This window comes from Streptomyces virginiae, from assembly GCF_000720455.1.
Taxonomy (GTDB): domain Bacteria; phylum Actinomycetota; class Actinomycetes; order Streptomycetales; family Streptomycetaceae; genus Streptomyces; species Streptomyces virginiae.
The window spans coordinates 616,359-641,898 of the sequence record NZ_JOAK01000001.1 but is presented as its reverse complement, the minus strand read 5'-3'; the positions used below and the strand labels follow the sequence as shown (position 1 = coordinate 641,898).

Here is a 25,540-nt window from a genome sequence, read left to right as displayed (position 1 = left end):
TGACGTGGGCGGCCGCGGCGGTGGGTCGGCCGGGTCCGGCCGGCGCCCCGAGCCGGTGCCGCGACCCGTACCTCGGCCCTACCTCGGCCCGTACCGCGGCCCGGGCTGTCGGTGGGGGCGGCTACCGTGAGCGGCATGGCTGCCCGCACTGCTCGTTCATCCGCCAAGGACCGTCCGTCCTACCGCTGCACCGAATGCGGCTGGACGACGGCCAAGTGGCTCGGCCGGTGTCCCGAGTGCCAGGCCTGGGGCACCGTCGAGGAGATGGGGGCGCCCGCCGTACGGACCACCGCGGCCGGCCGGGTCTCGACCGCCGCGCTGCCGATCGCCCAGGTCGACGGGCGGACGGCGACGGCGCGCAGCACCGGTGTGGACGAGCTGGACCGCGTCCTCGGCGGCGGGCTCGTGCCCGGCGCCGTCGTGCTGCTGGCCGGCGAGCCCGGCGTGGGCAAGTCGACGCTGCTGCTGGACGTCGCGGCGAAGGCCTCCAGTGACGCGCACCGCACGCTGTACGTCACGGGTGAGGAATCGGCGAGCCAGGTGCGGCTGCGGGCCGACCGCATCAAGGCGCTGAGCGACCACCTGTACCTCGCCGCCGAGACCGACCTGTCGGCGGTGCTCGGGCACCTCGACGCCGTGAAGCCGTCCCTCCTCATCCTGGACTCCGTACAGACCGTCGCCTCGCCCGAGATCGACGGCGCGCCCGGCGGCATGGCCCAGGTGCGCGAGGTGGCGGGCGCGCTGATCAGGGCCTCCAAGGAGCGCGGCATGGCCACCCTCCTCGTCGGCCACGTCACCAAGGACGGCGCCATCGCCGGCCCCCGCCTGCTGGAGCACCTCGTCGACGTGGTGCTGAGCTTCGAGGGCGACCGGCACGCGCGGCTGCGGCTCGTGCGCGGTGTGAAGAACCGGTACGGAGCGACGGACGAGGTCGGCTGCTTCGAGCTGCACGACGAGGGGATCACCGGGCTCGCCGACCCGAGCGGGCTGTTCCTGACCCGGCGCGCCGAGGCCGTTCCGGGGACCTGCCTGACCGTGACCCTGGAGGGGAAGCGGCCGCTGGTCGCCGAGGTGCAGGCGCTGACCGTGGACTCGCAGATCCCCTCCCCCCGGCGGACCACCTCGGGCCTGGAGACCTCGCGCGTCTCGATGATGCTGGCGGTGCTGGAGCAGCGCGGCCGGATCACGGCCCTCGGCAAGCGCGACATCTACAGCGCCACCGTGGGCGGGGTGAAGCTCACCGAGCCCGCCGCGGACCTGGCGATCGCGCTCGCGCTGGCCTCCGCCGCCAGTGACGTCCCGCTCCCGAAGAACCTGGTGGCCATCGGCGAGGTCGGCCTGGCCGGCGAGGTGCGGCGGGTGACGGGCGTGCAGCGGCGGCTGGCGGAGGCCCACCGGCTGGGCTTCACGCACGCGCTGGTGCCGGCGGACCCGGGCAAGGTGCCGCCGGGGATGAAGGTCACCGAGGTCGCCGACATGGGCGACGCACTGCGGGTGCTGCCGCGCGGGCGCTCCCGTACGCCGGCCAAGGAGCGGGCGGCGGCCGCGGAGTAGGTCCGGCTCCGGGCGCGCTCGCCGCCGACCATGATCGAACCGAGCGGACCGCCATGATCGAACCGGCCGACCGGCCGGTCGCCGCGCTGGTCAGGGGGTCTGTACGGGCCCCCGCCGGGCCGTACCTGGCCAAGCCACGGCGGGGCCGCAGCGCGCGCCGGTAGACTTTGTGCTGGTCCGCCCGGCCGTACGCACGTCCTCGTGCCCCCGCGCTGGGCGGCGCAACCCGCGACCGGAGGAGTGCAGTGGCAGCCAAGGACGGGGCATCAGCACCCGGGAAGTCCGGCGCGAGCTCCAAGCACGACGCGCTGATGCGCGCCTCGCTGAGCGCGGTCGCACCTGGTCAGCCATTGCGCGACGGCCTTGAGCGGATCGTCAGGGGCAACACCGGCGGCCTCATCGTCCTCGGCATGGACAAGGCCGTCGAGGCGATGTGCACGGGCGGCTTCGTCCTGGACGTGGAGTTCACCGCGACCCGACTGCGCGAGCTGTGCAAGCTCGACGGCGCGCTCATCCTCGACAAGGACCTCACCAAGATCCTGCGGGCCGGCGTGCAGCTGGTGCCGGACGCGTCCATCCCCACGGAGGAGACGGGCACGCGCCACCGCACGGCCGACCGGGTCTCCAAGCAGTGCGGCTTCCCGGTGGTGTCGGTGTCGCAGTCGATGCGGCTGATCGCCCTGTACGTGGACGGGGAGCGGCGGGTCCTGGAGGAGTCCGGGGCGATCCTGTCGCGTGCGAACCAGGCGCTGGCGACGCTGGAGCGGTACAAGCTTCGCCTCGACGAGGTCGCCGGCACGCTGTCGGCGCTGGAGATCGAGGACCTGGTCACGGTGCGCGACGTGACGGCGGTCGCGCAGCGGCTGGAAATGGTCCGCCGGATCGCGACCGAGATCGCCGAGTACGTGGTCGAACTGGGCACGGACGGGCGACTGCTGTCCCTCCAGCTGGACGAGCTGACGGTGGGGATCGAGCAGGAGCGGGAGCTGGTCATCCGGGACTACGTGCCCGAGCCGACGGCGAAGCGTTCCCGCACGGTGGACGAGGCGCTGGCGGAGCTGGACGCGCTGACCCACCCGGAGCTGCTGGAACTGCCCATCGTGGCGCGGGCGCTGGGCTACACCGGCTCGCCCGAGACGCTGGACTCTGCGGTGTCGCCCCGCGGCTACCGGCTGCTGGCGAAGGTACCGAGGCTGCCGGGCGCGATCATCGAGCGGCTGGTGGAGCACTTCGGCGGCCTGCAGAAGCTGCTCGCCGCGAGCGTCGACGACCTGCAGACGGTGGACGGCGTGGGCGAGGCGCGTGCGCGGAGCGTGCGCGAGGGGCTGTCGCGGCTGGCGGAGTCGTCGATCCTGGAGCGGTACGTCTAGCCTGCGGCTCCGCTCGGCCGACTCGTGCGCCTGCCCTGCCCGTTCGGCATGCGCGCGGCTCCTGGGGCTCCGCCCCGGACGCCGCGCCTCTGACGCCGACCGGGCTGGGGCGGGTCAGTCCTGCTTGAGGACGAACGAGGTGCGGGCGACCGGCATGCCGGGTGACTTGACCTCGACGACGTAGGTGTCCGCGGCGGCCGACCCCGCCGGAGGCGACTGGCACTGGTCGGCCGCGCTGAACCTGCGGTCCCAGTCCAGCGCGTGCTTCGTCTCGCCCTGTGCCGGGAGGCGGAAGAAGGCGTTGCCCGGGCCCGTCGGGCAGTCCGCCGAGGACCACACCGCCTTGTTGCTGCTCGCCTGAAGGATGGTCAGGACGGCCTGCTTCGGGCCGAGATCGACCTTGCAGGTGGTTCCGGAGATGTTGCGGGCGACCAGTTCGAGGCGGGGCTTCTCGTTCGCCTCGTACTCGTTCTTCGCGCTCTTGACCTCCCACTGCAGCGCGCTCGTCGCGCACGTGGGGAGCGGGGAGTCCGCGGGGACCGCCGCCGGGCCGCCCGCGCCGCCGCCGCCAGCGGCGGAGCCCGAACTCCCGCCGGCGCCGGTGCCGGTGCCCGGTTCGCCGTTCTTGCCCGCGCCGCCGCCGGAGCCGCCCTCGGAGCCGGTGGTCCCGCCGCCGCCGGACTCGGGGCGCCCGCCGGGGGCCGCGCTGATGGCGGGGCCCGTACCGGCCGGGCCCGGGGTGATCGAGGTGACGGGGTCGGGGCGGCCCTCGCCCTTTCCGTTCGTACTCGTCTTCCCCCCACCGGAAGTGACGGTCCATACGGCGAGGAGCGCGAGGAGCGCGACGACGGACGCCAGCACAGCCCTCCGTCGCCAGTAGATGGAGGAGGGGAGCGGCCCGACCGGATTGCGCAGAGATCCCACGGAGGGAACCTTACGAGAGTTCGCGGCCCGATCAGTGCCCCACATGCCGCGCATCGGACTCGATTTGCCGATGATCATCCTGCGAGCCCAAGCGGAAGCGGTGAGAACCGGCCAAAGGGCTGACATGGAGATTAATCCGGTTTATGTACGTTCGGTGACCATGGACACCTCCGGCCCCTACCGCGTCGTCACCGGATTCGCCCACGCCGCACCCGTGTGGGTGCAGCGGGCGTTCAAGATCTGCTGGGCCTGCTGCTGGGCGGTTCGTTCGCCGCCCTCCTCGTCCTCGCGCTCGCCGGCCCGGCCGGCAAGTCCGGCTCCGGGGTCCGAAACGTGCCAGGATGCCGTATGCCATGACTGCATCCCCTTCCTCCTCCCCCGACGTGTCCCCCGAGGTCTCCCCCGGCCTGCCCCTCGACGCGTCCGCCGGTCCCTCCCACGCGCTGCACTCCCCCGTCATCGCGTGGTTCGAGCAGCACGCCCGCGACCTGCCCTGGCGCCGCCCCGAGGCCGGCCCCTGGGGCGTCATGGTCAGCGAGTTCATGCTCCAGCAGACCCCGGTCAGCCGGGTGCTGCCGGTCTACGAGCAGTGGCTCGCCCGCTGGCCCCGCCCCGCCGACCTGGCCGCCGAGGCCCCCGGTGAGGCCGTACGGGCCTGGGGGCGGCTCGGCTACCCGCGCCGGGCCCTGCGGCTGCACGGTGCGGCCGCGGCGATAACGGAGCGGCACGGGGGCGACGTACCGCGGGAGCACGCGCAGCTCCTCGCGCTGCCCGGGGTGGGCGAGTACACCGCCGCGGCGGTGGCCTCGTTCGCGTACGGGCAGCGGCACGCCGTCCTCGACACCAACGTCCGGCGGGTGTTCGCGCGCGCCGCCACCGGTGTCGAGTACCCGCCGAACGCGACCACGGCCGCCGAGCGTCGGCTGGCCCGCGAGTTGCTGCCCGGGGACGAGGCCACCGCGGCCCGCTGGGCGGCGGCCTCGATGGAGCTCGGCGCGCTCGTGTGCACCGCGAAGAGCCCGGACTGCGTCCGCTGCCCGGTGGCCGGGCTGTGCGCGTGGCGGCTGGCCGGGAAGCCGGCGCACGACGGGCCGCCGCGGCGCGGGCAGACGTACGCGGGGACCGACCGACAGGTGCGCGGCAAGCTCCTGGCCGTCCTGCGCGAGGCGGTGGGGCCCGTTCCGCAGGCCGTGCTGGACACGGTGTGGAACGAGCCGGTGCAGCGGGCGCGCGCGCTGGACGGGCTGGTCTCGGACGGGCTGGTGGAGCCCCTCGACGGCGGCCTCTACCGGCTGCCGCAGACCCGGCCGGGAGCGTGACCGGCGGTGGACCGGGCGCGGTTCGGGAACGGACCGTGCACCGGTCGGCCACCGCCCGTAGCCGCGCCTGAAGCTGAGTCAGGGATTCCGCTTATTGCCGCTAAACCCCAGCTCACGGGCGCTGTTACACAACCTATGGGTGTCCGTGCTCCCACCGAAGGCTGGCTCGCACAGGCCCGTGACAACCCCTCCGTAGCGTCGTCCCCGTAAGACAGCGGTGGAACGGTCGGACGGGAACGGAGGCGGTCTGAAATGGTGCAGGCGCATGGCGAGGTACTCGGGTTCGAGGAGTACGTGCGCACCCGGCAGGACGCCCTCCTGCGCAGTGCCCGACGCCTGGTCCCGGACCCCACCGACGCCCAGGACCTCCTCCAGACGGCCCTCGTGCGCACGTACGGCCGCTGGGACGGCATCGCCGACAAGTCCCTGGCCGACGCCTACCTGCGCCGAGTCATGATCAACACCCGTACCGAGTGGTGGCGCGCCCGCAAGCTCGAAGAGGTCCCCACCGAGCAGCTGCCCGACGCGTCCGTCGAGGACGGCTCCGACCAGCGCGCCGACCGCGCCCTGCTGATGGACATCCTCAAGGTGCTCGCGCCCAAGCAGCGCAGTGTGGTCGTCCTGCGACACTGGGAGCAGATGAGCACCGAGGAGACGGCCGCGGCGCTCGGGATGTCGGCGGGAACCGTGAAGAGCACTCTGCACCGCGCCCTGGCCCGCCTCCGGCAGGAGCTGGAGAGCCGGGACCTGGACATGCGTGCGCTGGAGCGCGGTGACCACACCATGCGGTACGAGGGGCGTGAGCGGTGCGCGGCCTGAACGGCCAAGATCTGAACGGCAGGAGCTCTCCCCCCGCATTCAGGGGACGGGGCAATCTGGTGCTGGTGTCGGCGGGGGCGATCGTCCTCGTCGGCACTGCCGTGTTCGCGGTCGGTTGCGCGACCGGCGGGACCGGCCTGCGTGACGGCGGTCCCGCCCGTACCGACACCGTCGCCCGGACCGCACCGCCCGGCTCGTCCCCGGCCGACGGCTCCTCGGCGTCGCCCTCCCCGTCCGGCACGCCCCTGAAGAAGGTCGACCCGGTCAGACTGCTCATGGCGGACCCCAAGGTCGGCGCCGACGTCAAGCGGGACCTCAAGCCCTGTACGGGCAAGGAGTACCCGGTGGACGTGAGCTACGGGAAGGTCACCGGCGGCCCGGTGGCCGACATCGTCGTGAACGTCCTGTCCTGCGCCGATGCGCTGGGCCGCGGCACCTACGTGTACCGGGCGGACGGCGCCAGGTACGAGAATGTGTTCGCGGACGAACAGCCACCCGTCTACGCGGAGATCGACCGGGGCGACCTGGTGGTCACGAAGCAGGTCTACGGAAAGAGCGACGCGCTCGCCTATCCGTCGGGCGAGGACGTGATCACGTACCGCTGGGACGGGGAGAAGTTCACCGAGCAGGACCGGGTGCACTCGGAGTACAGCAACGTGGTCGACGGCGGCGTCCAGCCGGCCCCGGCCACGAGTCAGAAGAACTGAGCACTGAGCAAGAAGAACGAGGCGAGGCTGCGCATGGCCGAGACCCATGTCCTGTTCGTGGAGGACGACGACGTCATCCGTGAGGCCACGACCCTGGCGCTGGAGCGTGACGGGTTCGTGGTCACGGCCATGCCCGACGGCCTGTCCGGTCTGGAGTCCTTCCGCGCCCGCCGGCCCGACATCGCCCTGCTGGACGTGATGGTCCCGGGCATGGACGGCGTCAGCCTGTGCCGCCGCATCCGCGACGAGTCCACCGTCCCCGTGATCATGCTGTCGGCGCGCGCCGACAGCATCGACGTGGTGCTGGGCCTGGAGGCGGGCGCCGACGACTACGTCACCAAGCCCTTCGACGGCTCCGTGCTCGTCGCCCGGATCCGCGCCGTGCTGCGCCGCTTCGACCACTCCGGCGGCCCGCAGAACGGCGCCGGCGGCGCCCACGACGACGGCCCGGACGGCGAGCGCGGGGTGCTCTCCTTCGGCGACCTCGAAGTGGACACCGAAGGCATGGAGGTCCGCAGATCGGGCGCCAACGTGGCCCTGACGCCGACCGAGATGCGGCTGCTGCTGGAGTTCTCCTCCGCACCCGGCACCGTCCTGTCCCGCGACCGGCTCCTGGAGCGGGTCTGGGACTACGACTGGGGCGGCGACACCCGCGTCGTGGACGTCCACGTCCAGCGCCTGCGGACCAAGATCGGACAGGACCGGATCGAAACGGTCCGAGGCTTCGGATACAAGCTCAAAGCATGAGACGGTTCGCCTTCCGCACGGGCATCCGCTGGAAGATCACACTCGCCATCGCCGCCGTGGGCGCCCTCGTCACGATCGCGCTGAGCCTGGTGGTGCACAGCGCTGCCCGCGTGTCGATGCTGGGGAGTGCGCGCGAAGTCCAGCTGGAGCGCGTGCAGTTCATTTCCCGCAACGCCGAAGCCGGGCGCAAGCCCCCCATGGGGGCCAAGCTCAACGACCCCGAACTGCCCGGGGAACTGCGGCAGAAGGCGCAGTCGGGCCGGCGCGGGACCTACATCCAGGAGCGGCCGCACGGCGTGCCCGAGGTGTGGGCCGCCGTACCGCTCGGCAACGGGCAGGTGCTCTCGCTGCACACGCCGTTCCGGGAGAGCGCCGACCTGCTCCCCGACCTGGACAAGGCCCTCGTCGTCGGCGGACTCGCCGCCGTCATCGGCGGATCGGCGCTCGGCGTCCTCATCGGCGGGCAGATCTCGCGCCGGCTGCGCAAGGCGGCCGCCGCCGCGCAGCGGGTCGCCCACGGCGATCCCGACGTACGGGTGCGGGACGCGGTCGGCGGTGTCGTCCGCGACGAGACGGACGACCTCGCGCGGGCCGTGGACGCCATGGCCGATGCCCTCCAGCAGCGGCTGGAGGCCGAACAGCGGGTGACCGCGGACATCGCGCACGAGCTGCGGACCCCGGTGACGGGCCTGCTCACCGCCGCGGAACTGCTGCCCCCGGGGCGGCCCACGGAGCTGGTCCGGGACCGGGCGCAGGCGCTGCGCGCCCTCGTCGAGGACGTGCTGGAGGTGGCCCGGCTGGACAGCGCCTCCGAGCGGGCGGAGCTCCAGGACGTGGCACTGGGCGAGTTCGTGAGCCGGCGCGTGAAGGTGCTGATGCCGGAGGCGACCGTACGGATCGTCGCGGACGAGGTCGTGAGCACCGACCCGCGGCGGCTGGAGCGGATCCTGGGCAACCTGCTCGCCAACGCCGCCCGCTACGGACAGCCGCCGATCCAGGTCGACGTCGAGGGGCGGGTCGTACGGGTCCGCGACCACGGGCCGGGTTTCCCCGAGGCGCTGCTGCGCGAGGGACCGAGCCGGTTCCGTACCGGCTCCACGGACCGCGCGGGTGTCGGGCACGGGCTGGGTCTGACCATCGCGGAGGGCCAGGCGCGGGTGCTGGGCGCCCGGTTGACCTTCCGCAACGTGGCGGCTCCCGGTGTCCTGGACCGCTCGTTGACGGCGGGCGGCACGCCCGTCGGCGCGGCGGCCGGGGCGGTCGCGGTGCTGTGGCTGCCGGAGCACGCGCCGACGGCGACGGGCAGCTTCCCGGTACTGAAGCCGCCCCAGGGCTGACGGACGGGGACCGGGCCGTGCCCGCGCACGGGTGCGTGTCTTAGGCTCCGTGCCATGACCGACGGCACGAATCCCCCGAGCAGCCCGCAGCCCGAGCCCGCCCACGGCAGCGGCGGATACGGGTTCCCGCCGGGACCGCCCGCCCAGACCGGTTACGGCTACCCGTCCGGAGACGGTGGCTACGGCTATCCGCAGTCCGGGCAGCAGCCGAACCCGTACCAGCAGGACGCGCAAGGACAGCCGTGGCAGCCGGCCCCCGCCCCGGCCCCGGCCCAGCCGGGCTTCACGCTGCTGGCCGGTCCGGACATACCCGGCGCGTCGGAGCAGCCGGACTGGGAGGCCATGGCCGACCGTTCCGAGGCCGCACGACGCAAGAAGAAGCGGTGGACGCTGGTCGGCGGGGTGACCGTACTGGCGCTGCTGGCCGGCGGTGGAACGTTCTTCCTGCTGGCCGGCGGCGGCGACGGGCCCGAGGGGACGAACGCCCAGCCCTCGGCGTCCGCCTCGCCCGAACCGGAGGACTCCAAGTCGCCGGCCGCCTACACGGCCACCGTCGCGGGTGACGACACCCTGCTGCGCGACAGCTACGGCTCGATGGGCATCCGGCTGGGCCCCGACCTCAAGGTCGGCCCGCTGGGCAAGCGGTTCCAGGTCGTCGGCAAGGGCAACGCGAACTCGTGGGGGCAGTCCGCCGAGCCCGTCGTCGACGTCTCCAAGAGCTTCACGATCACGGCGCGCGCCTACAGCTCGGCCACCAAGGGCTCGCGGATCGTCATGAGCCAGGGCGACGGGGAGTCCTTCTCGTTCGAGCTCGGCGTGAACGAGGTGAACGGCAAGCAGGCGTGGATCTTCCGGGTGCAGACGGGCGACAAGGGCGCCGCGGCGACCACCAAGACCGTCGCCGCCGAAGGGCTGACCATCCTCAAGACGCCGACCCTGGTGATGGCCACGTACGACGCGGAGAAGAAGAACATCGCCCTCTACGTGGACGGCAAGAAGGCCGGTGAGACCGAGGTCCCGGCCATCTGGCAGGCTCCCGGCCCGCTCCAGATCGGCCGGTCCAAGCACCACAACATCTGGACGGGCCCGTGGCAGGGCGCACTGCACAACATCAAGATCTACAACGCCGCCTTCTCGGCGGAGCAGGCGGCGGCGTACAAGGAGGGCAAGCTCGGCCCGGCGCCGAAGCCGGCCCACGCCTGGCTGCTGACCTGACCGGGCCTGCCCGGTCCTGACCCGACCGGAGCCGACGATCCCGGTCGGTCGGACACGACGAAGCCGACCGGCCCCCAGGGGCCGGTCGGCTTCGGTCACGTTGCGTGTGGCGCAGGTCAGATGCTGACGCCGTTGGTGCGCAGGAAGGCCACCGGGTTGAGAGCCGAACCGTAGTTCGGGGTGGTGCGGATCTCGAAGTGCAGGTGCGGGCCGCTGGAGTTTCCGGTGTTGCCGGACAGGGCGATGCGCTGCTTGACGGAGACCTTCTGGCCGACCTTGACCTGGATCTTCGACAGGTGCGCGTACTGCGAGTACGTGTTGTTCGCGTGCTTGATCACGATGGCGTTGCCGTAGGCGGGGCCGTCGCCGCCGCCGTTCGGGCCGGCCTTGACGACGACGCCGGCGGCCGCGGCCTTGACCGGGGTGCCGACCGGGACGGCGAAGTCCTGGCCGGAGTGCTTGCGGGCCCACATGCTGCCGCCCTTGCCGAAGGTCGCGGACAGCGTGTACTTCTCCAGCGGCTTGTCCCAGAGACCGGCCTTCTTCTTCGCCGCTGCGGCGACGTCGGCGGTGGCGGCGGCGGGAGCCGTCTGCGGGGCGTCGGCGAAGGCGGCGGTCGTCCCGGCCCCGAGAGCCAGCACAGCACCGAGGGTTGCGCCGACGGTGATACGGGTAGAACGGGTGATGACGCGCTTCGCGGACATAGAGCAGACCTCCGGGGCCGGGGACATGGGCGATCACGCCCGTCTCGGGCATGAAGTGACCCGGCACGCTCAGCCATGTGCCGGGTTGGCTCATCTTTGGTAACCCGAATGCCCGGTCTTCCCCAAACGTCCCCGTTTACTACCGGGGCTCGTAGCGATGCCGGGGTGACGTGGCCCGTTGACGGGATCCACCAGGGGCGAAGGCCTCTCGACAGGGCCTGTTTGATCTACGAAACCCCCTAGTATGTCCGATTTATCCTGTGCCCCTTGTCACCGGCCGGGGCGCGGCTTCACCGATTCGGATCCCCGCGAATGTGACCGGCGCTACGCTCCGGGCTCGTGGACGCATCCGTGGTGGGGATCCGGCTAGCCTCCGGGGTCGTGGCACCCCTGATCAAGAAGCTCTTACGCACCGAGGGCGCGGGCGCGGGCCTGGTCGACCGGCCGCAGCGCATCTCCTCCTACGTCTCCCGGCGCGAGAAGCACGACCTCGACGCGGCGGACCTGCGCAGGCTCGCCGACCACCTGGTCCGCGAGGCCCTGCGGGCCCCGGGCGAGCGGCCGCTCCCGCCCGGCGGGGAGGCCGGCGTGGCGGCGGCGCTCGCGGCGACCCTCCACGCCCTGGGCGACCTCACCCTCACCGACGTGGAGGCCGTCCGCCTCGGACCCGCGGCCTTCGCCCGCCGGCTCCGGGCCGCCGCCCCGGACACCGGGCTCTCCCGGGACGCCGAACTCTTCCACGACCGCCTGGTCGAACTGGCCTCCCTGCACATCCTGAACTTCTTCACCCAGCGCTCCACCTTCGTGGCCGCGACCCTGGTCGGACAGAGCAGGCTGCACGCCGAGACCATCGCCAAGGTGGACGAGCTGCTGACGCGCCTGCCCCGCCAGGACGGCCGCGACACGGCCTTCGAGGAGCGCTACCTCGCCTACGTGGCCCGCCGCCACTCCACCCTCACCATCTTCGGCCTGGACCTGGAGCCGGGCTCCTCCCGCTGGCCGCTGGACGCGGCGTACGTGTCGCTGGAGGTCGCCGGACCCGTGGCGCCCGAGCCCGAACACGGCCCTCCCAAGGCCGCGCGGAAATCCGCGCAGCACCACCTGTCCGCCGAGCGACTCCTCAACGAGCACCACCGCGTCCTGCTGCGCGGAGACGCCGGATCGGGCAAGACCACGCTCATCCAGTGGCTGGCCGTCTCCACGGCCAAGGGGACCGGCAACGGCCTCGTCCCGTACGTCCTGCCCCTGCGCACCCTGACCCGGCACGGCGAGCGGCTCCCCGCACCCCGCGACTTCCTCGCCGGCACCCCGCTCGCCGGAGAGCCCCCCGAGGGCTGGGAGAGCCGCGTCCTGCGTGACGGGCGGGCCCTGATCCTCGTCGACGGCATCGACGAGATCCCCGAGGCGGAGCGGGAGAACGCCAGGGACTGGCTGGCCGACCTGATCACGGCCTACCCGGGCAACCGCTGGCTGATCACTTCCAGGCCCTCGGCGGTCCGGACGGACTGGCTGGCGGGTGAGGACTTCACCGAGGTGACCCTCGCCCCGATGAGCCCGGCGAACGTCCGGGCCTTCGTCGAACGCTGGCACACCGCCGCCCGCGCCCCCGACGGATACGCGGACCTGCTGCTGGACTCCGTACGCGGCAAACCCGACCTGGCCCGCCTCGCCACCAATCCGCTGCTGTGCGGCCTGATCTGCGCCCTGCACCGCGAGCGCCGCGGCTTCCTGCCCACCGGCCGCAAGGAGCTGTACGCGGCCGCCCTGTCCATGCTGCTGCACCGCCGCGACCGCGAGCGGGGCCTTCGCCTGCCGTACCTGGCCGAGGAACCCCAGCTCCAGCTGCTCCAGCGGCTCGCCTACTGGCTGATCCGCAACGGCCGTACGGAAATGGACCGCTCCCGGGCCGAGGCGCTGATCGCGGACGCGCTGCCCGCCGTGCCGGCCGCGGCCGTCCTCGGCGACCCGCCGGCCGTCTTCGCCCACTTCCTGGAGCGCACCGGCCTGCTTCGGGCGCCCACGGTGGACACCGTCGAGTTCGTCCACCGCACCTTCCAGGACTTCCTGGGGGCACGGGCGTCCCTGGACGAGGGGAGTCTGGGCGAACTGACCGGCCACGCGGACGACGACCAGTGGGAGGACGTCATCCGCATGGCGGTCGCCCAGGGCCGCCCTCGCGAACGCACCGAGATCATCCGGGCTCTGCTGGCCCGGGGGTCCAACCGGTCCGTACTCCTCGCCTACGCCTCCCTCCAGTACGCGACTGAACTGGACCCCGCGCTCCGCGCCGAGGCCGAGGCCGCCGTGAAGCACCTCCTACCGCCCCGGAGCATCGACGAGGCCAAGCAGCTGGGCCGGACCGGCCCTCTGGTCCTGGAACTGCTGGCCGATCCGGCGACGGCTGCCAAGGAGGAGGCCCTCATGGCCGTCGCCGCGGCCGGCGAGACCCTCTCCGAGCGGGCCATCCCCTACCTGGCCGGATTCCGCGCCGCACCATCGCCGGACGTCCACCGGGCCCTGGCCGCGCTGTGGAGCCGCTTCGACACGCGGGAGTACGCCCGGGAGGTGATCGAACGGATCACCCCGCCGCTGATGACCCTTGAGATCCACAACGACGCCGAGGCGGACGCCCTGCAGGCCTTCGCCGCTGCGCCCGGCTTCTTCATCTCCCAGCAGGTGTCGCAGCGCGCCGTGTCGGATCTGCTCTCACGCGTCCAGGTGAAGAGCGTGTGCCTCTTCAGGCTCCCCCACCTCACGGACGTGGACTTCCTCCGTGGACAGAACGCCTTGACGGTGCTGGACATCACCGGGTGCTTCAGACTCGCCGATGTGACGGGCCTGCACGGTCTGCCCGTCGGAGCCGCCTGCCTCGACGGATCCGTTCCCGGACTGCACGAGGCGATCACGAGCTGGCCCCGCCTGCATTCGCTGGAGTTCTACTCCTCGCTGCCCTGGTCGGTCGGTGACCTCGCGCCCACTGCACGCCTGACGAGGCTGGTGCTGGACGCCCCCGAGGTCGACGTGACCGGCATGAGCCGGCACACGGGGCTGCGCGTGCTGAACCTCGGACACCGCTGGCGGCCTGCCGGACCGGCCGACTGGGCGGAGATCTCCCGGCTGGAACGGCTGGAGGAGCTCGCCGTGCCGGACGAGGTGCTGGAGGGCCTCCTCCGGCACGTCCGGCTGCTGCCGTCCCTGCGGACCCTGCGGCTGTACGGGCACGAGATGCTGCCGGCGGAGCTGGAGGAGCGGCTGCGGCAGCGGTTCCCCGGCGCCGAGGTGGAGCCGTACACCACGGTGTACGAGCAGTGACCCGTGACGGCAAAGGGGCGGCCCCGGAACCCTTCGGTTCCGGGGCCGCCCCTTGTGGTGCTCGGTCGCACCTACGCGTTACGCGCCCTTCGACAGGTCCGGGCCGGAGCCCGTGGCCTCGATCGGGGGGAGGTCGGGCAGGGCCGACTTCTCCTCGCCGCGGAAGGTGAACTTGGCTTCCTCGCCCTCACCCTCCTTGCCGACGACCACGATGTGACCGGGACGCAGCTCGCCGAAGAGGATCTTCTCCGACAGCACGTCCTCGATCTCGCGCTGGATGGTCCGGCGCAGCGGCCGGGCACCCAGGATCGGGTCGTAGCCGCGCTTGGCGAGCAGGAGCTTGGCGTCGCCGCTCAGCTCGATGCCCATGTCGCGGTCCTTGAGGCGCTCGTCGACCTTGGCGATCATCAGGTCGACGATCTGGATGATGTCTTCCTCGGTGAGCTGGTGGAAGACGACCGTGTCGTCGACACGGTTCAGGAACTCGGGCCGGAAGTGCTGCTTGAGCTCTTCGTTGACCTTCGCCTTCATCCGGTCGTAGCCGGTCTTGGTGTCGCCCTGCGCCGCGAAGCCCAGGTTGAAGCCCTTCGAGATGTCCCGGGTACCCAGGTTGGTCGTCATGATGATGACCGTGTTCTTGAAGTCCACGACCCGGCCCTGGGAGTCGGTCAGGCGACCGTCCTCCAGGATCTGGAGAAGGGAATTGAAGATATCCGGGTGGGCCTTCTCGACCTCGTCGAAGAGGACGACGGAGAACGGCTTCCGGCGCACCTTCTCGGTGAGCTGGCCGCCCTCTTCGTAGCCCACGTAACCGGGGGGCGAACCGAAGAGGCGGGAAACCGTGTGCTTCTCGCTGAACTCCGACATGTCGAGGGAGATCAGCGCGTCCTCGTCGCCGAAGAGGAATTCGGCGAGCGTCTTGGAGAGCTCGGTCTTACCGACACCGGACGGGCCGGCGAAGATGAACGAGCCACCCGGGCGCTTCGGGTCCTTCAGACCCGCACGGGTACGGCGGATCGCCTGGGAGAGCGCCCTGATGGCGTCCTTCTGGCCGATGACCCGACGGTGGAGCTCGTCCTCCATGCGGAGCAGTCGCGAGGACTCCTCCTCGGTGAGCTTGAAGACGGGAATGCCGGTCGCGGTCGCGAGGACCTCGGCGATGAGCTCGCCGTCGACCTCGGCGACGACGTCCATGTCGCCGGCCTTCCATTCCTTCTCGCGCTTGGTCTTCGACGCCAGCAGCTGCTTCTCCTTGTCGCGGAGAGAAGCCGCCTTCTCGAAGTCCTGGGAGTCGATGGCCGACTCCTTGTCCCGGCGGACAGCCGCGATCTTCTCGTCGAACTCGCGGAGGTCCGGCGGCGCGGTCATCCGGCGGATGCGCATCCTGGAACCGGCCTCGTCGATCAGGTCGATCGCCTTGTCCGGGAGGAAGCGGTCCGAGATGTACCGGTCGGCCAGCGTCGCCGCCTGGACGAGTGCCTCGTCCGTGATGGAGACGCGGTGGTGGGCCTCGTAGCGGTCGCGCAGGCCCTTGAGGATCTCGATCGTGTGGGGGAGGGAAGGCTCCGCCACCTGGATCGGCTGGAAGCGGCGCTCGAGGGCCGCGTCCTTCTCGAGGTGCTTGCGGTACTCGTCGAGCGTCGTGGCACCGATGGTCTGGAGCTCACCACGGGCCAGCATGGGCTTGAGGATGCTGGCGGCGTCGATCGCGCCCTCGGCGGCGCCCGCACCCACGAGGGTGTGGAGCTCGTCGATGAACAGGATGATGTCGCCGCGGGTGCGGATCTCCTTGAGCACCTTCTTCAGGCGCTCCTCGAAGTCACCGCGGTAGCGGGAACCGGCGACCAGGGCGCCGAGGTCAAGCGTGTAGAGGTGCTTGTCCTTGAGGGTCTCGGGGACCTCGCCCTTGACGATCGCCTGCGCCAGGCCCTCGACGACGGCGGTCTTGCCGACGCCGGGCTCGCCGATGAGGACCGGGTTGTTCTTGGTACGGCGGGACAGCACCTGCATGACCCGCTCGATCTCCTTCTCGCGCCCGATGACCGGGTCGAGCTTGGATTCGCGGGCCGCCTGGGTGAGGTTGCGGCCGAACTGGTCCAGGACGAGCGAGGTCGAGGGCGTGCCCTCGGCCGGGCCGCCGGCCGTGGCCGACTCCTTGCCCCCGCCGGTGTAGCCGGAGAGCAGCTGGATGACCTGCTGCCGGACTCGGTTGAGATCGGCGCCCAGCTTCACGAGGACCTGGGCGGCGACGCCCTCGCCCTCGCGGATCAGGCCGAGCAGGATGTGCTCGGTGCCGATGTAGTTGTGGCCGAGCTGGAGGGCCTCTCGGAGCGAAAGCTCCAGGACCTTCTTCGCCCGCGGGGTGAAGGGGATGTGGCCGGACGGGGCCTGCTGCCCCTGACCGATGATCTCCTCAACCTGCTGGCGAACAGCCTCGAGCGAAATCCCGAGGCTCTCCAGGGCCTTAGCGGCGACACCCTCACCCTCGTGGATCAAGCCCAGGAGGATGTGCTCGGTGCCGATGTAGTTGTGGTTGAGCATCCGGGCTTCTTCCTGAGCCAGGACGACAACCCGCCGCGCGCGGTCGGTGAACCTCTCGAACATCGTTTATCGCTCCTCAGAGCGGTCGGGCAGTTCGGGGTCGGTCCCCGCCCTGTCCTTCCGCATGCTAGTCCCGCGGGGCGGGACAGCTCATTCCAACTGCCGACATCCGTCCACGGCTCACCCCTGCATCAGCGGGAAAACCGGCTCGAAGAGCCGACAACTGCTCCAACTCGATGGTGCGAGACGATGTTCCCGCAGGCCAGGCAGATACCCGTCATGCGTGTACGCCGACGGCGAACGGAAGCCGGTCAAATCAGCGTGTCGCCCCGATCCACTAGGAATGTCTTACCCGTAAGGGCTGACACTCCATGCCGGTGGCGCCGGTTCCCTCCGCTGAGGGCGAACAGAGTTCCGTCTCGAATGTGGGACTCCGCCTCCATGGACGTTTACGTTCCGCACATCTGCGAGTGCGGAACGTGACCTCCACCGTAACCCCCGCACGATTCCGCAGTTGCTCCGGGTATGGCCGCAACCGTCCTGCCGACCGTCCCGCCGCCCCGCGTCGCGCCCGAGGAGGACGCGTACGCCGCCTGGTATGGGAGGGTGCTGGGCTGGACCGTCACGGGCGGGCCTCCGGTCCAGCTCGTGACCGGGATCGGCTTCGACGTGCTGGAGCTGCCGTCGGACGCCGGTACGGCGCTGTTGCGCCGGCCGGTCGCCACGGGTCCGGTGGCCGTGATGGGGCGCCGGATGCGGTTCCTGGTGGCCCCGGGGAGCGCAGAGGAGCTCGACGGGCTGCTCGACTGGCTGGAGTGGGGCGGGGTCGCCCTGGATCTGGCCGCCCTGGGTGCGGGCGGGCGGATCACCGCCCCGGCTCCACCGGGGCTCCCCCTGGGAGGAAGCCCTCGGGGGGCCGCCGTGTGGCTGCGACCCCCCGAGCAGGGGTGTGAGGCGCTGCTGCCGGCCCTGCCCGGTCCCGGGCGGGCCGCAGGGCCCGCCGGCGGGCCCGATCTCGTACGCCTGGTCGCGGCGGCGGCGACGGAATGCCACCGGGCGCGGCTGGGGCGGCGTACGAACGGGGTCCGTCAGCCCTTGGCCTTCTCGTAGGCCTCGCGGATCTCGGCCGGGACGCGGCCGCGGTCGTTCACGTTGTAGCCGTTCTCCTTGGCCCACGCGCGGATCTCGGCGGTGTCCGGGTTGCCGGTCGCCGCGGCGGCGCGGCCCTTGGCGCGGGCCGCGGTGGCACGGCCACCGGTGCGGCGGCCGCCCTTGGTGTACGGGTCGAGCAGACCGCGGAGCTTTTCAGCGTTGGCGGTGGTGAGGTCGATCTCGTAGGTCTTGCCATCCAGAGCGAACGTCACCGTCTCGTCCGCCTCGCCACCGTCGAGGTCGTCGACAAGAAGGACCTGAACCTTCTGTGCCACCGGGATTTCCTTTCATCGAAAAGCAGTACGCGGAAAGGAAACCGCTTTTGCCTGGAAAACACAAACCCCCCGGGAGAGGTTCGAGACCGCAACGGGGCGGGAAACGTGCGCGATTCGGACATAGGCCACAGGTGCGCGGAGCGCCGGAAAAGCTGAGGCCATCGATCAGAGGTGCAGAAGCATCCGACTGTTGCCCAAGGTGTTCGGCTTCACTCGTTCGAGACCGAGGAACTCGGCGACGCCCTCGTCATAGGAACGCAAGAGCTCCATGTAGACATCGGTGTCGACCGGGGTCTCGCCGATCTCGACGAAGCCGTGCTTCGCGAAGAACTCGACTTCGAAGGTCAGGCAGAAAACCCGGCTCACCCCGAGCGCGCGGGCGGTGCTCAACAACTGCTGGAGCACCTGATGGCCGACGCCGGCGCCCTTCAAGTCGCGGTCGACGGCGAGAGTGCGTACTTCGGCGAGGTCTTCCCACATCACGTGGAGTGCGCCGCAGCCCACTACCTGTGAGTCGGAGTCGCGTTCCGCGACCCAGAACTCCTGGATGTCCTCGTAAAGGACGACGGGTGCTTTGTCGAGCAGGATCCGCTGCTGCACGTACTGGTCGAGGAGGCGGCGCAGCGCGGGAACATCGCGTGTGCGGGCACGACGGATCGTCACTGTTTCTGCGTGTGCAGAGGAAAACTCTCCCATGGCTGCGGACGCTATCGCCCCGGCGGCCTCGGGTGCTCGGCGGACCGTCCTTCGGCTTCCGGTGGCGCGGAAGGTTCCGCGGAAGGTTCCGGGGAAGGTTCGCCGGAAGGCGCGGAGGGGGGTTCTGCGGGCGCTTCCGCGCGGGGTTCGCCGTGGGGTTCCGCGGGGGCGTCGGCGGCGGACTCGCCGTCGTACTGGACGACCCGGACGGCGTCGCGGAGGGCTTCGCGCTGTTCTGCGGACATCATGCCGAAGAAGGCGACGAGAGCGGCGGCGGGGTTGTCGCTCGTCGACCAGGCTTCGTTCATCAGTGCGGCCGAGTAGGCGGCGCGGGTGGAGACCGCCGTATATCGATAGGCGCGGCCTTCGGCTTCCCGGCGGACCCAGCCCTTCTGATGGAGATTGTCCATAACGGTCATGACCGTGGTGTACGCGATGGACCGTTCCTGCTGGAGGTCTTCCAGGACTTCCCGAACGGTGACCGGGCGGTTCCACTGCCACACCCGCGTCATGACGGCGTCTTCGAGTTCTCCCAAGGGGCGAGGCACAACAGCACGATAGTGCGGTTTGTGCGGAATTGCCCGACCATTCATCCGGCAACGCGCAACAAAATCGGGCGCACGGCCCGCAGGCCGCGCACCCGCGCGGAAGGTGAAGGCTAGTTCTGCTGCTGGCGGGCGGCCTCGGCCCGGGCGATCACGGCGTCGACCGCCGCGTCCTCCTTGGACTTGTTGGAGCCGCCCTGGCTCTTCACGATCGTCACGACGAGGGCGATGAAGAACGCGGCCATCACGAAGGGGGGCACGAGCGCGGAGACGTAGTCCATGCCCCCCAGCGTAGCCAAGCGGACCCGGGCCGGTCCGGGCGGCCCGGGCCGCCCGGGCGCGTTCACACGACGGCGAGTCCGGACGCCGGGGGCGGGGTGGGCTTGCGGCGCGGCGGGAAGACCTCGCCGGGCGTCGGCACCGGCCGCTCGGGGCGCGGGCGCTCCTTGGGCGCGGGCGCCGGCCGCGGCGGCTCCTCCCGGCCGCCCGCCAGGCTCAGCCGTCGGGCCCGGGGGGCGGGGTTCGCGGTCAGGCGGCGCCGTACGGAGCGCTCCGCGACGGTCCGGGCCCGCTCCAGCAGCGCGGCGGCGGCCGGGTTGGCGCGCAGCGCGCGCAGGGCTGCCAGGTCGTCGGGGGTCGGCTCGTAGCCCGCGGCGAGGGCCTCCCGGAGCAGTTCCAGATAGCCGGAGAGGCTGCCGGGCAGGGCGCCCCGGTAGCGGGCCAGATCGTCCAGGAGGAAGGCTCTGAGCCGGCCCGCCTCCCGGACCGCTTCGTCCACCGACTGCGCGAGGCGCAGGCAGTCCTGGACCTCCTCGGCCGCCAGGGGCGCCGAGGAGGACTGAAGGGCGTGGGCGAGCGAACGCCTGAGCACGTGCAGCTCGGCGGCGCTGAACGCCATGCCGCCGCGGGATCCGTAGGGCGTGGGCATGATGCCGAAGATACGCGCTAATCGGACAAAATCCCCTCAGGAGGGGCGAGTGCGGCGCGGCGCGGACCGGTACGGGCCGGACCTCAGCCGGTCTCCTTGACCGCCCGCAGGAAGTCCGCCCAGGCGGCCTGGGTGGTGGCGAGGACCAGGTGGGCGGGGTCGACCCGGTCGGCGACCTTCACGAGGGCTCCGGGGGTGACGGCGACGTAGACGCAGGCGTCGCCGTCGCCGCAGAACGAGGACTTCCGCCACGCGGGCTGAGCGGTCATGGTGTCTCCTCCGGGCACGGTGGCCGGTAATTGCGGTCAAGGGACGGTAACTCCGTGTCCGGTCCTCACCGGCGACTTTCGCGCAATTCGGCGTTTCGCCGCCGCCCTGCGGGGGTGCGGGTGGTACACGGCACGGCCGTCCGTGCGCAGGCCGGCGGGCCTGCGGGCGGGTCCGGCGGGGGCCGGCGGGGTGCGTGGGGGGCCGGGTCGGCGGGCCGCGGCGGGACCGTGTCCGGCCCCGCGCGGGCGGCGTCAGATGCGGGCCACGAAGGCCGAGACCGCGTCGTGGACGTCGGACGCGGTCCAGGACAGGCCCGGCTCCGTGATGTCCAGCTCGGTCACCGCGAGGCCCGGCGGCCCCCCGGGCGACCAGCGGCGGAAGAAGACGGTGCCCGTCTCCTGCGCCTGCCGCAGGCCCGCGTCCGTCAGCCGGTCCGGCTCGTAGGGCAGCCACACCTGGAACTGGTGCGTGTGCGGCTCCTCGGGGTGCACGCGCGACCACGGGACGCCGGACTTCGCCAGGGCCTCGCGCAGCGCCCCGGCCACCATCCGCGCCTGGGCCACGTACGACGGCAGCCGCGGCAGTTCCCGCTCCAGGCCGGCCAGCGCGGACAGGGCCTGCGGGAACTGCCGGAAGATCTGGCCCCCGTAGCGGTGGCGCCAGACCCTGGTCTCCTCCACGAACTCCCGCGACCCGGCCAGGGCCGCCCCGCTCAGGCCGCCCAGCGACTTGTAGAACGAGACGTACACGGAGTCGGCGAGACCGGCGATCTCCGGCAGCGGACGGCCGAAGTGGACGGTGGACTCCCACAGCCGGGCGCCGTCGAAGTGGATCGCCGCCTCCCGCTCGCGGCCGGCCTCCACCAGCGCCTGGAGTTCCTCCCAGGTGGGCAGCAGGAATCCGGCCTCGCGCAGCGGGAGCTCCAGCATCAGCGTGCCGAACGGCTCCCCGATGCCCGCGACCTCCTCCGGGGTCGGCTGGCGCGCCTCGGTCGTCGGGTGGACGACCCGCAGCCCGGAGACCGTCGACAGGGCGTCGCCCTCCCACATCTCCGGGTGGCTCATCGGGTGCAGCGCCACGACCGGGTTGCCGGTCCGGCCCGCCCAGCAGCGCAGGGCGATCTGCTGCGCCATCGTGCCGCTGGGGAAGAACGCCGCGTCCTGCGTCCCGAGCAGCTCCGCGACCCGCCGCTCCAGCTCGGCGACGATCCCGTCGCCGTAGATGTCGGTGGGCGCGTCCATGTCGTACGGGGCCTCGGCGAGCCGCGCCAGCGACTCGCCGACGGTGGCTTCGCGCGGGCTGTGCGTCAGGGTCCGTCCCGCCGCCCGCCAGGCCGCCACGAGCCGCGCCGTACGTTCCGTTTCCTCGTTGCCGTCGCTCATGACCCCTGATCCTCGCCCCTCGTCCCCGACCGGCCAAGACCCCCACGGGCTAGCATGGCGGCGTATCGTCCGGTACCCCCGCGGACTGGAACGGAAGGCATTCCCCGCGTGAATCATTCACAGCAGCCGCGCCCTGCCCGGCTCGCCGTCGGCGTCGTCGGGGCCGGCCGCGTCGGCCCGGCGCTGGCCCGTGCGCTCCAGCAGGCGGGCCACCGTCCCGTCGCCGTGTCGGGAGTGTCCGACGCCTCCGTGCGCCGTGCCGCGCGCATGCTGCCCGACGTGCCGCTGGTGCCGCCCGGGCAGGTCCTGGAGCTGGCCGACCTGGTCCTGCTGACCGTCCCCGACGACGCGCTGCCGTCCCTTGTGGAGGGGCTCGCGGAGACCGGGGCGATCCGGCCCGGGCAGCTCCTCGTGCACACCTCCGGCCGGTACGGGACCGCCGTGCTCGACCCGGCGCGCCGCGCGGGCGCGCTGCCGCTGGCCCTGCACCCCGCGATGACCTTCACCGGTACCGAGGTCGACGTGCAGCGGCTGGCCGGCTGCTCCTTCGGCGTCACCGCCCCCGACGAGCTGCGGCTGGCCGCCGAGGCCCTGGTCATCGAGATGGGCGGGGAGCCCGAGTGGATCGCGGAGGAGAACCGCGCGCTCTACCACGCGGCCCTGGCCCTCGGTGCGAACCACCTGGTCACGCTCGTCGCCCAGTCCCTGGAGCTGCTGCGCAAGGCCGGGGTCGGGCACCCCGACCGGATGCTCGGCCCGCTGCTCGGCGCCGCCCTCGACAACGCCCTGCGCTCCGGGGACGCGGCCCTGACCGGGCCGGTGGCCCGCGGTGACGCCGGGACGGTCGCCGCGCACGTCTCGGAGCTGCGCCGGCACGCGCCGGGCACGGTCGCCGGGTACCTGGCCATGGCCCGCACCACCGCCGACCGGGCCCTCGCGCACGGTCTGCTCAAGCCCGAACTCGCCGAGGACCTGCTCGGCGTACTCGCCGACACGGACCCTGACGGGGGCGATCAGTGACCGAGCTGCTGCTGCACACCGCCGATGAGCTGCACAAGCTGCCGCGCACCGGGCGGCGGGCCGTGGTGATGACCATGGGCGCCCTGCACGAGGGCCACGCCACCCTGGTCCGGACCGCCCGTGAACTGGCCGGGCCCGAGGGCCAGGTCGTCGTGACCGTCTTCGTCAACCCGCTGCAGTTCGGGGCGGGCGAGGACCTCGACCGGTATCCGCGCACCCTCGACGCGGACTTGGCGCTCGCCGAAGAGGCGGGCGCCGACGCGGTGTTCGCCCCGTCCGTCGACGAGGTCTACCCGGGCGGGGACCCGCAGGTGCGGATCACCGCCGGCCCGATGGGCGGTCGCCTCGAAGGCGCCACCCGGCCGGGCCACTTCGACGGGATGCTGACCGTCGTCGCCAAGCTGCTCCACCTGACCCGCCCCGACCTGGCTCTCTTCGGCCAGAAGGACGCCCAGCAACTGGCCCTGATCCGGCGGATGGTGACCGACCTGAACTTCCCCGTGGAGGTGGTCGGCGTACCGACCGTCCGCGAGGAGGACGGCCTGGCGCTGTCGTCCCGCAACCGCTACCTCTCCCCCGCGGACCGGCAGACCGCGCTGGCGCTGTCGCGCGCCCTCTTCGCGGGACGCGACCGGCTCGCCGCGCAGGCGGCGCTGCGCGCCCGCGCCGAGGCCGCCCCGGCCAGCGACGAGCGGGCCACCGCCCTGGCCAGGCTGGGCGAGATCCGCGCCTCGGCGGACGCGCACGCCGTCTCCGCGGCCTGCGCGGGCCTGCCGGACGCGGTACGGGCCGCGGCGGGCCACGTCCTGGCGGACGCGGCCCGTTCGGAGCCGCCGCTCGTGCTGGACTACCTGGCGCTGGTGGACCCGAAGGACTTCACCGAGGCCGGTCCCGACTTCACCGGGCAGGCCGTGCTGGCCGTCGCCGCGAAGGTGGGCACGACCCGGCTGATCGACAACATCCCATTGGAATTCGGAGCACACTCGTGAGCACCCCTGGCAGAGGCCCCGCCGGCAGCACGGGCATACGGCTGCACGCGCCGGCGCCCGGCTGGTCCCTCGACGCCGACGTCGTGGTCGTCGGATCCGGTGTGGCGGGTCTGACCGCCGCGCTGCGCTGCGCGGCCGCGGGCCGCCGTACCGTCGTGGTCACCAAGGCCCGGCTCGACGACGGTTCCACCCGCTGGGCCCAGGGCGGCATCGCCGCGGCCCTCGGCGAGGGCGACAGCCCCGAGCAGCACCTCGACGACACCCTGGTCGCGGGCGCCGGCCTGTGCGACGAGGAGGCCGTCCGGCTGCTCGTCACCGAAGGCCCGGACGCGGTACGGCGGTTGATCGACACCGGCGCGGTCTTCGACACCTCGGCCGAGACCGGCGAGATAGAGCTGACCCGGGAGGGCGGCCACCACCGCCGGCGGATCGCGCACGCGGGCGGCGACGCCACCGGCGCCGAGATCTCACGGGCGCTGGTCGAGGCCGTGCACGCCGCCGGCATAGAGACCGTGGAGAACGCGCTCGTACTCGACCTCCTGCAGGACGCGCAGGGCCGTACGGCCGGTGTCACGCTGCACGTCATGGGCGAGGGGCAGCACGACGGCGTCGGCGCCGTCCACGCGCCCGCCGTGATCCTCGCGACGGGCGGCATGGGCCAGGTCTTCTCCGCGACGACCAACCCCTCGGTGTCCACCGGCGACGGCGTGGCGCTCGCGCTGCGCGCCGGAGCCGAGGTCTCCGACCTGGAGTTCGTGCAGTTCCACCCGACGGTGCTGTTCCTCGGCCCGGACGCCGAGGGGCAGCAGCCGCTGGTGTCGGAGGCGGTGCGGGGCGAGGGCGCGTACCTCGTCGACGCGGACGGCGTCCGCTTCATGACCGGCCAGCACGAGCTGGCCGAGCTGGCTCCGCGCGACATCGTCGCCAAGGGCATCATGCGCCGCATGCAGGAGCAGGGCGCGCAGCACATGTACCTGGACGCCCGGCACTTCGGCGCCGAGATGTGGGAGCAGCGCTTCCCGACGATCCTGGCGGCCTGCCGCTCGCACGGCATCGACCCGGTGACGGAGCCGATCCCGGTGGCGCCCGCCGCGCACTACGCCTCCGGCGGTGTCCGGACCGACCTGCACGGGCGCACCACCGTCCCCGGCCTGTACGCCTGCGGCGAGGTCGCCTGCACGGGCGTGCACGGCGCGAACCGGCTCGCCTCCAACTCCCTGCTGGAGGGCCTGGTCTTCGCCGAGCGGATCGCCGAGGACATCACCTCTCAGGAGTACGGCGGGGGCGGCCCCGGCGTCCCGGTCCCCTCGACCGGTCCGCTGCAGCCCGCCGGGGCCCGGTTCGAGGTCCAGCGGATCATGACGGGCGGCGCGGGCGTGCTCCGCTCCGCCGCGTCGCTGGCCGCGGCGGCCGAGGCCCTGCAAGGGCTGTACGCCACGGCCCTGAACGAACTCGAAGCGCACGGCAAGACCGCCGAGCCGGGTGTGGACACCTGGGAGGCCACGAACCTGCTGTGCGTGGCGCGGGTCCTGGTCGCCGCCGCGCAGCGCCGCGAGGAGACCCGCGGCTGCCACTGGCGCGAGGACCACCCCGACCGGGACGATGCCCGGTGGCGCCGCCACCTGGTGGTCCGGCTCTCGGCCACCGAGAAGCGGGCCCTGGTCGTCGTACCCACCGACTCCGCGGACTTCCCGTCCGTGCACCCCCTGAGCACCCCGAGCCTGGAGCAGTGAC

At 72.3% G+C, this 25,540-nt stretch carries 24 protein-coding genes; 13 read left to right on the top strand and 11 right to left on the bottom strand.

Features of this window, described 5'->3' with window-relative positions; translation table 11 throughout:
* The first annotated feature begins 135 nt into the window (after positions 1-135).
* Positions 136-1,554, top strand: coding sequence for a DNA repair protein RadA (gene radA, locus IG86_RS0102960; protein WP_030817599.1), 1,419 nt, complete (start codon positions 136-138; stop codon positions 1,552-1,554).
* A gap of 245 nt (positions 1,555-1,799) precedes the next feature.
* On the top strand, positions 1,800-2,924 hold the full coding sequence (disA, locus tag IG86_RS0102955; RefSeq protein ID WP_030817598.1) for a DNA integrity scanning diadenylate cyclase DisA: 1,125 nt from the start codon (positions 1,800-1,802) through the stop codon (positions 2,922-2,924).
* A gap of 114 nt (positions 2,925-3,038) precedes the next feature.
* Here disA and IG86_RS42090 read toward each other — a convergent pair whose 3' ends face one another.
* Together IG86_RS42090 and IG86_RS42835 are read right to left on the bottom strand one after the other, a co-directional pair.
* The gene (locus IG86_RS42090; protein WP_030817597.1) at positions 3,039-3,848 is read right to left on the bottom strand and encodes a hypothetical protein; all 810 of its coding nucleotides are present in this window, start codon (positions 3,846-3,848) and stop codon (positions 3,039-3,041) included.
* Between the two features lie 177 nt (positions 3,849-4,025).
* Entirely contained in the window at positions 4,026-4,211 is a 186-nt protein-coding gene (locus IG86_RS42835; protein ID WP_157854757.1) for a hypothetical protein, read from the bottom strand.
* On the opposite strand from IG86_RS42835, the gene IG86_RS0102945 reads away from it, so the two are divergent.
* The 6 genes from IG86_RS0102945 to IG86_RS0102920 all read left to right on the top strand — a co-directional run bounded on the left by IG86_RS0102945 (position 4,202) and on the right by IG86_RS0102920 (position 9,992).
* Positions 4,202-5,167, top strand: a complete 966-nt coding sequence (locus IG86_RS0102945) for an HhH-GPD family protein (protein WP_030894411.1) — start codon at positions 4,202-4,204, stop codon at positions 5,165-5,167. The genes IG86_RS42835 and IG86_RS0102945 overlap by 10 nt on opposite strands.
* Positions 5,168-5,419: 252 nt before the next feature.
* Positions 5,420-5,986 (top strand): SigE family RNA polymerase sigma factor, encoded by a 567-nt coding sequence (locus IG86_RS0102940; RefSeq protein WP_030027405.1) that lies wholly within the window; start codon positions 5,420-5,422, stop codon positions 5,984-5,986.
* A 65-nt stretch (positions 5,987-6,051) separates the two neighbouring features.
* The gene (locus IG86_RS0102935; RefSeq protein ID WP_030817595.1) at positions 6,052-6,693 is read left to right on the top strand and encodes a hypothetical protein; all 642 of its coding nucleotides are present in this window, start codon (positions 6,052-6,054) and stop codon (positions 6,691-6,693) included.
* 33 nt (positions 6,694-6,726) lie between these two features.
* Positions 6,727-7,440, top strand: a complete 714-nt coding sequence (gene cseB, locus IG86_RS0102930; RefSeq protein ID WP_030817594.1) for a two-component system response regulator CseB — start codon at positions 6,727-6,729, stop codon at positions 7,438-7,440.
* Positions 7,437-8,777: a two-component system sensor histidine kinase CseC gene (gene cseC, locus IG86_RS0102925; protein WP_030817593.1), complete on the top strand. Its 1,341-nt coding sequence runs from the start codon at positions 7,437-7,439 to the stop codon at positions 8,775-8,777. Before cseB ends, cseC begins: the two co-directional genes overlap by 4 nt.
* 54 nt (positions 8,778-8,831) lie before the next feature.
* Complete coding sequence (locus tag IG86_RS0102920) at positions 8,832-9,992, top strand: LamG-like jellyroll fold domain-containing protein (protein WP_030817592.1); 1,161 nt, start codon at positions 8,832-8,834, stop codon at positions 9,990-9,992.
* Between the two features lie 116 nt (positions 9,993-10,108).
* On the opposite strand, the gene IG86_RS0102915 is transcribed toward IG86_RS0102920, so the two are convergent.
* Positions 10,109-10,696, bottom strand: a complete 588-nt coding sequence (locus IG86_RS0102915; RefSeq protein WP_030656414.1) for a M23 family metallopeptidase — start codon at positions 10,694-10,696, stop codon at positions 10,109-10,111.
* 339 nt (positions 10,697-11,035) lie between these two features.
* Between IG86_RS0102915 and IG86_RS0102910 the strand changes: the two genes are divergently transcribed.
* On the top strand, positions 11,036-14,008 hold the full coding sequence (locus IG86_RS0102910) for an NACHT domain-containing protein (RefSeq protein ID WP_078905779.1): 2,973 nt from the start codon (positions 11,036-11,038) through the stop codon (positions 14,006-14,008).
* 78 nt (positions 14,009-14,086) lie between these two features.
* On the opposite strand, the gene IG86_RS0102905 is transcribed toward IG86_RS0102910, so the two are convergent.
* On the bottom strand, positions 14,087-16,612 hold the full coding sequence (locus tag IG86_RS0102905; RefSeq protein WP_030817590.1) for an ATP-dependent Clp protease ATP-binding subunit: 2,526 nt from the start codon (positions 16,610-16,612) through the stop codon (positions 14,087-14,089).
* A 462-nt stretch (positions 16,613-17,074) separates the two neighbouring features.
* Between IG86_RS0102905 and IG86_RS0102900 the strand changes: the two genes are divergently transcribed.
* The gene (locus IG86_RS0102900) at positions 17,075-17,659 is read left to right on the top strand and encodes an SCO3374 family protein (RefSeq protein WP_030894405.1); all 585 of its coding nucleotides are present in this window, start codon (positions 17,075-17,077) and stop codon (positions 17,657-17,659) included.
* On the opposite strand, the gene IG86_RS0102895 is transcribed toward IG86_RS0102900, so the two are convergent.
* The 7 genes from IG86_RS0102895 to IG86_RS0102865 all read right to left on the bottom strand — a co-directional run bounded on the left by IG86_RS0102895 (position 17,638) and on the right by IG86_RS0102865 (position 21,797).
* A complete protein-coding gene (locus tag IG86_RS0102895) occupies positions 17,638-17,976 on the bottom strand; it encodes a histone-like nucleoid-structuring protein Lsr2 (protein WP_030656421.1) in 339 nt (112 codons plus the stop codon). The two genes, IG86_RS0102900 and IG86_RS0102895, sit on opposite strands and share 22 nt — an antisense overlap.
* A 165-nt stretch (positions 17,977-18,141) precedes the next feature.
* The gene (locus tag IG86_RS0102890; RefSeq protein ID WP_030894403.1) at positions 18,142-18,672 is read right to left on the bottom strand and encodes an amino-acid N-acetyltransferase; all 531 of its coding nucleotides are present in this window, start codon (positions 18,670-18,672) and stop codon (positions 18,142-18,144) included.
* An 11-nt stretch (positions 18,673-18,683) separates the two neighbouring features.
* The gene (locus IG86_RS38290; protein WP_078905778.1) at positions 18,684-19,220 is read right to left on the bottom strand and encodes a BlaI/MecI/CopY family transcriptional regulator; all 537 of its coding nucleotides are present in this window, start codon (positions 19,218-19,220) and stop codon (positions 18,684-18,686) included.
* Positions 19,221-19,330: 110 nt separating this feature from the next.
* Positions 19,331-19,498 (bottom strand): hypothetical protein, encoded by a 168-nt coding sequence (locus IG86_RS43470; protein ID WP_030027391.1) that lies wholly within the window; start codon positions 19,496-19,498, stop codon positions 19,331-19,333.
* Between the two features lie 62 nt (positions 19,499-19,560).
* Positions 19,561-20,145: a hypothetical protein gene (locus IG86_RS0102875; protein WP_053678398.1), complete on the bottom strand. Its 585-nt coding sequence runs from the start codon at positions 20,143-20,145 to the stop codon at positions 19,561-19,563.
* Positions 20,146-20,228: 83 nt separating this feature from the next.
* Positions 20,229-20,414: a DUF397 domain-containing protein gene (locus IG86_RS0102870; RefSeq protein ID WP_030817586.1), complete on the bottom strand. Its 186-nt coding sequence runs from the start codon at positions 20,412-20,414 to the stop codon at positions 20,229-20,231.
* Positions 20,415-20,666: 252 nt separating this feature from the next.
* The gene (locus IG86_RS0102865; protein WP_030894395.1) at positions 20,667-21,797 is read right to left on the bottom strand and encodes a threonine aldolase family protein; all 1,131 of its coding nucleotides are present in this window, start codon (positions 21,795-21,797) and stop codon (positions 20,667-20,669) included.
* Positions 21,798-21,905: 108 nt separating this feature from the next.
* Here IG86_RS0102865 and IG86_RS0102860 point away from each other — a divergent pair, with 108 nt between their 5' ends.
* The 3 genes from IG86_RS0102860 to IG86_RS0102850 are packed head-to-tail and all read left to right on the top strand — an operon-like array spanning position 21,906 to position 25,539.
* On the top strand, positions 21,906-22,817 hold the full coding sequence (locus tag IG86_RS0102860; protein ID WP_030817584.1) for a Rossmann-like and DUF2520 domain-containing protein: 912 nt from the start codon (positions 21,906-21,908) through the stop codon (positions 22,815-22,817).
* Positions 22,814-23,806 carry a pantoate--beta-alanine ligase gene (panC, locus tag IG86_RS0102855; protein WP_030894392.1) on the top strand — a complete coding sequence of 331 codons (993 nt, stop codon included), beginning with the start codon at positions 22,814-22,816 and terminating at the stop codon, positions 23,804-23,806. The genes IG86_RS0102860 and panC overlap by 4 nt, the downstream gene beginning before the upstream one ends.
* The gene (locus tag IG86_RS0102850; protein WP_030817582.1) at positions 23,803-25,539 is read left to right on the top strand and encodes an L-aspartate oxidase; all 1,737 of its coding nucleotides are present in this window, start codon (positions 23,803-23,805) and stop codon (positions 25,537-25,539) included. Before panC ends, IG86_RS0102850 begins: the two co-directional genes overlap by 4 nt.
* Position 25,540 lies beyond the last annotated feature (1 nt).

Coding starts and splice junctions, on each gene's coding strand:
- radA (WP_030817599.1), top strand. CDS start 136: ATGGCTGCCCGCACTGCTCGTTCATCCGCCAAGGACCGTCCGTCCTAC.
- IG86_RS0102945 (WP_030894411.1), top strand. CDS start 4,202: ATGACTGCATCCCCTTCCTCCTCCCCCGACGTGTCCCCCGAGGTCTCC.
- IG86_RS42835 (WP_157854757.1), bottom strand. CDS start 4,211: ATGCAGTCATGGCATACGGCATCCTGGCACGTTTCGGACCCCGGAGCC.
- IG86_RS0102940 (WP_030027405.1), top strand. CDS start 5,420: ATGGTGCAGGCGCATGGCGAGGTACTCGGGTTCGAGGAGTACGTGCGC.
- cseB (WP_030817594.1), top strand. CDS start 6,727: ATGGCCGAGACCCATGTCCTGTTCGTGGAGGACGACGACGTCATCCGT.
- cseC (WP_030817593.1), top strand. CDS start 7,437: ATGAGACGGTTCGCCTTCCGCACGGGCATCCGCTGGAAGATCACACTC.
- IG86_RS0102920 (WP_030817592.1), top strand. CDS start 8,832: ATGACCGACGGCACGAATCCCCCGAGCAGCCCGCAGCCCGAGCCCGCC.
- IG86_RS0102915 (WP_030656414.1), bottom strand. CDS start 10,696: ATGTCCGCGAAGCGCGTCATCACCCGTTCTACCCGTATCACCGTCGGC.
- IG86_RS0102905 (WP_030817590.1), bottom strand. CDS start 16,612: ATGTTCGAGAGGTTCACCGACCGCGCGCGGCGGGTTGTCGTCCTGGCT.
- IG86_RS0102900 (WP_030894405.1), top strand. CDS start 17,075: ATGGCCGCAACCGTCCTGCCGACCGTCCCGCCGCCCCGCGTCGCGCCC.
- IG86_RS0102890 (WP_030894403.1), bottom strand. CDS start 18,672: ATGGGAGAGTTTTCCTCTGCACACGCAGAAACAGTGACGATCCGTCGT.
- IG86_RS43470 (WP_030027391.1), bottom strand. CDS start 19,498: ATGGACTACGTCTCCGCGCTCGTGCCCCCCTTCGTGATGGCCGCGTTC.
- IG86_RS0102875 (WP_053678398.1), bottom strand. CDS start 20,145: ATGCCCACGCCCTACGGATCCCGCGGCGGCATGGCGTTCAGCGCCGCC.
- IG86_RS0102870 (WP_030817586.1), bottom strand. CDS start 20,414: ATGACCGCTCAGCCCGCGTGGCGGAAGTCCTCGTTCTGCGGCGACGGC.
- IG86_RS0102865 (WP_030894395.1), bottom strand. CDS start 21,797: ATGAGCGACGGCAACGAGGAAACGGAACGTACGGCGCGGCTCGTGGCG.